We start from the raw sequence: 6934 nt of genomic DNA, 5'->3' as shown, positions 1-6934 counted from the left end.
CCGCCGCCTGCCGCGCCGTGGCAGTGGAGGTCGACGAGTCCGGGAAGGATCGAGCTGCCCGGCGGAAGCTTGAGTTCCGCCGCAACGGGGAAGCGGGCCGCGTCGAAGCCGCTCCGGGGGCCGGCGTAGGCGATTCTTCCGTCTGCCACCGCGACCACGGAATCAGCCGTGGCAGCGCCGTCCGAGATCAGCGTCCCGGCCAGGATGTAAGCGGAGCCGACGACGGGTTCGTTCGTGTCCGGTCTGTGCACGCCGGCCACTACATCTTGGCCAGTTTGGCGCGCACCATCATGAAGATGCCGTAACAGATGAGGCCAGCTCCGACTGCAGCCAGGATGTACAGGCCGAAAGGCTGGTCACGGAGGGCCCTGAGGCCGCCGTCGAGCCCGGTGGACTCCTCGGGGTGGGCTTTGATCGTGGCGACAATGACCAGCAGCCCCACGAGAAGCAGGACAATGCCTTTGGCGGCGTAGCCGGCGACGCCGAGGATGGTCACCGCCATCCGTGCCTTGTGCGAGGCGGGGAGGCGGAGGTGCTTGGCGAAGGACTGCCGGAAGCCGCGGATGGCGTAGACGATTCCGGCGACGGCGACGCCCGCGCCGACGGCGAGCAGGAGTGCGTAGCCTCCCGGGGCCTTCAACACGGAGGCTGTGAGGTCGCTGGTGGAGCTGGTGTGGTCCTTGCCGGCGCCGCTGGCGAAGGAGAACAGGGTGAGGGCGAGTCCGGCGTAGACGACGGCCTGGAGTGCGGCCTTGGCCTTTTTCCCCAGTTTCTTTTTCGCCGGCAGGTGCTCGAAATCGAAGATGGCATCACTGGTTTGCCAGATCGCGAGGGCGACGCAGGCGGCGAAAGAGCTCCACAGCAGCAGCGGACCGGCCGGCTGGCTCCCAAGCTGCTCCACGGCACCACTGACGTCAGCCTCGCCTTCGCCGCCCATGGCGAGCCGGATCGCGACGAGTCCGATCAGGAAGTGCAGGATGCCGCTCACGGCAAAACCGGCGCGGGCCACCAGCTCCAGCGGGCGGGAATTGGTGATATCTTCGGCCGCGTCGGCGGCGTCCTTCAGTTCTCTTTTGATGGCGGTCCCTCAACTGGCTCGGTGGTTCTGCCGGACGTGAAATCCTCCCGGTTCATGCATCTTCGGTAATCGTGCCACGCGGAGGCCGCCGGGAACAGCACCGCCGAGTGACTGGCCTAGCGTCGCCGGTAGCTGAGGTCGAAGATGAGCCGGCCAGCCTCGTGCGCCTTGTTCTCGAAACTCGTCAGGATCCGGCCGTCGAACCGCGGGGCCCAGCCGCCTGTCTCATCGATGCCCTCGTTGGGTCCGGTGTGTTCCGTGCTCACGGGTGCGCGGCCCTCCTTGACGGGGGCCCCGCCCACGAGGGACTCGACGCCGGATTCCCACACCTGGGTGAGCGGGCTTTCCGCGCCGCTGCGCTCGCCGTCGTGCAGGTTCTCGAAGTCGGGGGAGCCGGCCATGACCTCGCGCACGTGGACGGCATAGTTGGACCAGTCCGTCGCGATCCGCCAGAGGCCGCCCGGCTGGAGCGCACGGGCGGCGAGCTCGGCGAAAGCCGGCTGGATGAGACGGCGCTTGTGGTGCCGGGACTTGTGCCACGGGTCCGGGAAGAAGACCCACAGTTCCGTCACGGAACCGGCCGGCAGCATGGTGGCCAGCACCTCGGGGGCGTTCGCCTCCACAACGCGGACGTTGCTCAGGCCGCGGCTGTTGATCTTGATCAGCGTGTTGGCCAGCCCCGGCGTATAGACCTCAACGGCAAGGAAGTCCTTGTCCGGGTTCTCCTCGGCCGCGTGGCAGACGGCATCGCCGAGCCCCGAGCCGATCTCCACGATCAGCGGGGCCTTCCGGCCGAATTCGGTTTCGGCGTCGAAGACATAGTCCGGGTGCACGGAGGTGTTGGCGATGTGGCGGGGGACTTCGACGGCCCACCGGTCAGAATGTTCCTCCCAGGCTGCCTGCCGGCGGCCCTGCAGGCGCGTGCCCCGGCGCACAAAGCTGACCGGCCGGCCGCCATACGTGCCGAAGGAGGCCTGGCTGCCGGGGGTCACCGGGCGCGGTGGCTGCGGCGTTTCGGGGGATTCTGGGGATTCACTCATCCCTTCCAGAATAGTGGAGTTCCGGTGTCCGCCCGGCTGGGCAGGTTTGCTGGGCAGACGCCACCTTTCCTGTCCGGGGTCCGTGGCAGACTGTCCGCATGAATGACGCGACACGCGAATACTGGGACGGGCAGGCTGCGGATTTTGACCGGGAAGCAGACCACGGTCTGCTCAGCCCCGGCGTCCGCCAGGCCTGGGCGGAGCTGATTCTGCCACTCATTCCACTGCCGGCCGGCGACGTAGCTGACTTGGGCTGCGGGACAGGCAGCCTGTCCGTGCTCCTGGCGGAGGAGGGCCACCGCGTTGCGGGTCTGGACCTGTCCGGCCGGATGGTGGAAGCCGCGCGGGAAAAGGCCGCCAGAGCCGCCGGCGCCGGGCGTCGTGCGTCGGCGGACTTTGTGCAAGGTGATGCCTCGGAACCGCCGTACCCTCCGTCGAGCTTCGACGTCGTCCTGGCCCGCCACGTCCTGTGGGCACTCCCGGATCCGGATGCCGCCCTCGGCCGTTGGACGAGGCTACTGCGGGAGCCCGGGACAATGCTGCTCGTGGAAGGGCTGTGGGGAACAGGCGCAGGCATACCCTCGGCGGTATGCCGGGAACTCGTGCGCCGGCACCGCCACCACGCAGACGTCGTCCCGCTCACAGACCCGGCGCTGTGGGGCAGGGAGATCAGCGACGAACGCTACCTGATCCTGAGCCGTAGCTGACGGGGGACCGCCGGCAGTGACGATGTTGACACGGGCTGCGGCGACGAGCCTGCCAGAATGGGGTCCGTGACCGTACCGAAAAGCTCCCAGGACTCCACCGTCGACGGCCTCGAGACCGGGGACCGCCAGGTCCTGCTGGTGGACGCCGAGATCGACGACGTCCCCGCGGCGGAGCCCACCCGGGTCGGCAGCCGCCGCACCCTGGCCTACCTGGGCGTGTGCCTGATCCTGATCGGGCTGAACCTCCGCACAGTCTTCTCCAGCTTCGCCGCGGTCCTGCCGGAGGCGACGGCCGACGCCGGGCTGCCGGGCTGGGCCGTCGTCGTCCTGACCACCGTTCCGGTGACGCTGCTGGGCGTCTTCGCCCCGCTGGCTCCCGTCCTGGCCCGCCGCTTCGGGGCCGAACGGGTGCTGCTGGGCGCCATGGCGTTGCTCACGGCCGGGCTGCTGCTGCGGCCCCTGGAAGTCGGGGACGCCGGGCACCTTCCTGCCCTGCTGGCCGGGACGGCGGCCTGCGGTGCCGCAATCTCGTTGTGCAACGTGCTGCTGCCCGGCCTGGTGAAGCGTGATTTCCCGCACCGGCTCGGGCTCATGGGCGGCCTCTACACCACGGCGATCTGCGCGTCCGCCGCCCTGGGCGCCGGGTTTACCTACCCCGTCTTCAGCGCGACGGGGGAATGGACGGCGGCGCTGTGGTTCTGGGCGCTGCCCGCCGGCGTCGTACTTCTGCTGTTCCTGCCGCTGGCCATCAGGCAGCGCCACAGCCGGCACCAGACTGCGCACGGCGGTGTGAATGTGTGGCGCTCGGCGGTCGCGTGGCAGGTGACCATCTTCATGGTGCTGCAGGCGATGATGTCCTTCAGCGTTTTTGCCTGGCTGGCCCCGATCCTGCGCGAACGCGGGGCGGACGGCAGCACAGCCGGGGTGATCGTGTCCGTCTCGATCGTGCTGCAGATGCTGGGGTCCTTGTTCGCCCCGGCGCTGGCCACGAGGTTCCGGGACCAGCGCGCGATCAACACCGTGGTGGCGCTCATGACCGGGGGCGGCTTCGCACTGAGCATCTTCGGCCCGCTCGAGCTGATCTGGCTGTGGACCGGGCTGCTGGGCCTGGGCCAGGGCAGCCTGACCGCCGTCGCGCTCACCATGATCATGGTCCGCACCCGCGACGGCCACACCGCCGCCCACCTGTCGGGGATGATGCAGGGAGTGGGCTACGGGGTGGGTTCCACCGGCACCTTGATGGTCGGCCAACTGCACCAGGCCACGGGGTCCTTCGCGGCGGCGGGTGCGCTTTTCCTCGCCGTCGGATCCCTGGCCGCGGTGTTCGGCTACCGTGCCGGGCGGAACCGCTTCATCGGCGGCTGACGAGGTTAATGGGGGCAGGGATTCAGGAACGCCGGGCCTGCAGGTACTGCTCGACGAGGTAGTCGGCAATGGCCAGGCACGACGTAGCCGCGGGCGACGGCGCATTCCGCAGCAGCGTCACCGGCCCCACCTGGTCCACGGCGAAGTCGTCCAGCAGCGCCCCGTCGCGCCCCCACGCCTGGGCCCGCACCCCGGAAGCCGTCTTCGCCGTCAGGTCCGAGATGGTGAGTCCCGGAATGAACCGCCGCGCCTTGCGGTAGTAAAGCGACTTCACGAGCGAGGCGCTGATCTCATCCACACCCATCCGCCAGTGCTTTTTCGCCAGCGGGCCCGCTCCCGGCCATCGCAGGGATTCCCAGGTGTCCTTCGCCGAGACCGAGAGCCAGCTGTAGCCCTCCCGGGCGAGTGCCGGGACGGCGTTGGGACCCACATGCACGTCGTCGTACACGCCGCGGGTGAAGTGCACGCCGAGGAAGGGGAACCGCGGGTCGGGCACCGGGTAGATCATCCCCTGCACCAGGTGGCTCCGCTTCGGGTCGAGCGACCAGTATTCGCCCCGGAAGGGGAGGATTTTCGGCGAGGGGTCGGCGCCCACCAGGCGGGCAACGACGTCGGACTGCAGGCCGGCGCAGGCGATCACCCGGTCGAAGCGGTGCTCCGAGCCGGCGGTGCCGACCCGTACGGTGGCGCCCTCGACGTCCATCGTCACCACTTCCTGTCCGAGCAGAACGGTGCCGCCGGCCCTTCGGACGTCCTGCGCCATCGCTTCGGTAATCGCCGCGAAATCGACGACGGCGGTGTGCGGCGAATGGACCGCAGCCACGCCGGCGACGTGCGGTTCGATGTCGTGCAGCCGCGCGACGTCATTGATCCGGGCGAGGTCAGGCACACCGTTCGCCCTGGAACGCTTTTCGATTTCGGCGAGGGCAGGCAGCTCGGACTCGTCGACGGCCACCACCAGCTTGCCGACTTCCCGGTAGGGGAGATGCTTCTGCAGGCAGTAGTCCCGAAGGGCCGTCCGTCCCGCGGTGCACAACTGCGCTTTCAGCGATCCCGCAGCGTAGTAGAGACCGGCGTGCACGACGCCCGAGTTGTGGCCGGTCTGGTGCGAGGCCAGCCGGTCCTCCTTCTCGAAGACGGTGACCTCGCCCAGCCCGCGCTGCGCAATGGCGCGTGCCAGTGCGATGCCCACGATCCCGCCACCAATGATTCCAATGCGTTCACTCACGTTAGGGGGTCCTTTTCGCCGCGGTCTTCCCGCGAGTATAGAGCCGATGCCCGGGCGGTGGTGCGTCCCGCCCGCCTGCTGTGGCATGCTTCCCCTTGAGCCAACATCCCCTACCGATCAGGCCGCACCTTGCCCCGAACCGCCCCCGCTCCGAGCCTGGAATCAGCCGGCATTTTCCACCGCGACTACCTTCTGGTCACCCTGGGAGCCTGTGCCCTCGTGTTCCTGGCCGCCTTCGAATCTCTGGCGGTCACCACCATCATGCCGCTGGTCAGCCGTGAGCTGGAGGGGGCGGCCCTCTACGCCCTGGCGTTCGCCGGCCCGCTCGCCACCGGCGTCATCGGGATGGTGGCCGCCGGCAACTGGTCCGACCGGCGAGGCCCGGTAGGGCCGCTGTACGCGTCCGTCGCCATGTTTGTGCTGGGCCTGTTGATCGCCGGGACGGCAGTGACCATGCCTGCCCTGGTGGCCGGCCGGCTGGTCCAGGGCCTGGGCGGCGGCGCCATGACAGTGGCGCTGTACGTGGTGATCGCCCGGGTCTATCCGCCCGAACTGCACCCGAAGATCTTCGCCGCGTTTTCCGCAGCCTGGGTGATTCCGTCGTTGGTGGGCCCTTTCGCTGCCGGGCTTGTGGCCCAGCTGGCCAGCTGGCATTGGGTGTTCCTCGGGGTGGTCGGGCTGGTGGTGCCGGCCCTGCTGATGATCGTGCCGGCACTGCGCGGGCTGCGCGGCATGCCCGGCGGCGGAACCCCGGCTGGTGCCGCACCGGGGGACATGTCCACTCCTGCTCCGCGGAAGTCCTCGGGCTCCGGCAGGCTGGCCTGGGCCGCCCTCGCGGCGCTCGCGGTGCTCGGCCTGAACCTCTCCTCCCGGCTTCCGGTGGCCGGTGGGATCGTGGCTTTCGCTGCCGTCGTTGTGGCCCTCATCGCCGTCCGCCCGCTGGTGCCGCGGGGAACCCTGACCGCGCGCCGCGGCCTCCCGAGCGTCATCCTCACCCGGGGGCTGGCCTCTGCCGCGTTCTTCGGCGCCGAGGTCTACCTCCCGTACCTGCTGGTGGAGCGCTACGTTTTTTCACCCACCTTCGCCGGGCTGACCCTGACCGGCGGCGCCGTCGCCTGGGCTGTGGGTTCCGCGGTCCAGGGCCGGCTCGGGCCGCGTCTGGATCACCGCCGCGCGGTTCAAATCGGCGCGGCGCTGGTGCTCGGCGCCGTCGTCCTGGTGCTGGTGGCCACGGTCCTCAGCTGGCCGGCCGCCGTCGTGATCACCGCGTGGGTGTTCGCCGGCGGCGGCATGGGGCTGATGTATGCGCGGCTGAGCGTGATGACCCTGGCCCTGTCCAGCAAGGAAAACGAGGGCTTCAACAGTTCGGCGATGTCCATTTCCGATTCGCTCGGCGGGGCGCTGTCCCTCGCCACGACGGGCATCATTTTTGCCGCGTTCCCGACGACGGCGGGGTCCTTCGGCGGGGTCTTCGCCCTCACCGCGTTGATCGGCATCGCGGCGGTTGTGGTCGCCC

The 6934-nt window shown here is 69.4% G+C and carries 6 protein-coding genes (1 of these 6 running past the window's edge); 3 read left to right on the top strand and 3 right to left on the bottom strand.

Translation table 11 applies throughout. From position 1 onward, the window contains the following. Positions 1 to 259 precede the first annotated feature (259 nt). Positions 260 to 1066, bottom strand: coding sequence for a DUF1206 domain-containing protein (locus K789_RS0109350; protein WP_024366530.1), 807 nt, complete (start codon positions 1064 to 1066; stop codon positions 260 to 262). 128 nt (positions 1067 to 1194) lie between these two features. Further along, positions 1195 to 2118, bottom strand: a complete 924-nt coding sequence (trmB, locus tag K789_RS0109345; protein ID WP_024366529.1) for a tRNA (guanosine(46)-N7)-methyltransferase TrmB — start codon at positions 2116 to 2118, stop codon at positions 1195 to 1197. A gap of 98 nt (positions 2119 to 2216) precedes the next feature. On the opposite strand from trmB, the gene K789_RS0109340 reads away from it, so the two are divergent. Together K789_RS0109340 and K789_RS0109335 are read left to right on the top strand one after the other, a co-directional pair. Then, positions 2217 to 2825: a class I SAM-dependent methyltransferase gene (locus K789_RS0109340; RefSeq protein ID WP_024366528.1), complete on the top strand. Its 609-nt coding sequence runs from the start codon at positions 2217 to 2219 to the stop codon at positions 2823 to 2825. 57 nt (positions 2826 to 2882) lie between these two features. Beyond that, complete coding sequence (locus tag K789_RS0109335) at positions 2883 to 4190, top strand: MFS transporter (protein WP_024366527.1); 1308 nt, start codon at positions 2883 to 2885, stop codon at positions 4188 to 4190. A gap of 22 nt (positions 4191 to 4212) precedes the next feature. Here the strand turns inward: K789_RS0109335 and lhgO are convergent, their stop codons facing one another. Continuing rightward, positions 4213 to 5418: an L-2-hydroxyglutarate oxidase gene (gene lhgO / locus K789_RS0109330; RefSeq protein ID WP_024366526.1), complete on the bottom strand. Its 1206-nt coding sequence runs from the start codon at positions 5416 to 5418 to the stop codon at positions 4213 to 4215. Positions 5419 to 5547: 129 nt separating this feature from the next. On the opposite strand from lhgO, the gene K789_RS0109325 reads away from it, so the two are divergent. Beyond that, a protein-coding gene (locus K789_RS0109325) for an MFS transporter (RefSeq protein ID WP_024366525.1) crosses the window boundary here: on the top strand, positions 5548 to 6934 show its 5' portion. Its footprint extends 20 nt past the window's final position; only the first 1387 of its 1407 coding nucleotides appear in the window; it begins with the start codon at positions 5548 to 5550; its stop codon lies off the right edge, out of view.

It is taken from the genome of Arthrobacter sp. TB 26 (assembly GCF_000427315.1).
In the GTDB taxonomy this organism is placed as follows: domain Bacteria; phylum Actinomycetota; class Actinomycetes; order Actinomycetales; family Micrococcaceae; genus Arthrobacter.
The sequence above is the reverse complement of the archived record's forward strand: the minus strand, read 5'-3'. Positions and strand labels throughout refer to the sequence as shown.

Bases quoted from the DNA above. Each gene is read 5' to 3' on its own strand.
- K789_RS0109340 (WP_024366528.1), top strand. From the start codon at position 2,217: ATGAATGACGCGACACGCGAATACTGGGACGGGCAGGCTGCGGATTTT.
- trmB (WP_024366529.1), bottom strand. From the start codon at position 2,118: ATGAGTGAATCCCCAGAATCCCCCGAAACGCCGCAGCCACCGCGCCCG.
- K789_RS0109335 (WP_024366527.1), top strand. From the start codon at position 2,883: ATGGGGTCCGTGACCGTACCGAAAAGCTCCCAGGACTCCACCGTCGAC.